Origin of the sequence: Undibacterium sp. RTI2.2, assembly GCF_035018705.1 — a bacterium.
Lineage (GTDB): Bacteria > Pseudomonadota > Gammaproteobacteria > Burkholderiales > Burkholderiaceae_D > Undibacterium.
This window is the reverse complement of sequence record NZ_JASJXN010000145.1, coordinates 1-412: the sequence shown is the minus strand read 5'-3', so window position 1 is coordinate 412 and position 412 is coordinate 1. Positions and strand designations below refer to the sequence as shown.

At 46.6% G+C, this 412-nt stretch carries 1 protein-coding gene; it reads right to left on the bottom strand.

What is annotated here, in order from left to right:
* Positions 1-100: 100 nt before the first annotated feature.
* Positions 101-412 (bottom strand): TolC family protein (locus QN395_RS21475; protein ID WP_323493065.1); only part of this gene is annotated, 312 nt, incomplete at its 5' end.

Below are 412 nucleotides of genomic sequence, written 5' to 3'. Positions count from 1 at the left end.
TTCTCTGTTGCTTCAACGGAGGTAATGATATAGCTGGTGGCACAAACTACGATGACGGTTACTACAATACCAAAACCTAAATTCATTATTTTATTGCGCTTCATTTCTTTTCTTCTTCCTCTATGCTGATACGCAGGGCAGCCTGCACCTTGGCAAAATCGGCTTGGGCATTAATCGCATCCATCTCAATGGCGCGATAAGTTCGCCTTGCATCAAGCACATCCATCACACCAAGCGCACCATTTTTAAAGGCGAATTCTGCCGCCTCGGCAGAACTGCGGGCAGCGCTCAATAACTCGCCTTGGAAACGTGCATTCATCTCCTTCGATGCCTGAGCAGATTCGATTAACAGTACCAGCTCATTACGCGCTGCTTCTTTAGTTTTTTCTAAGGTCTCATTGGCGGCATCTAC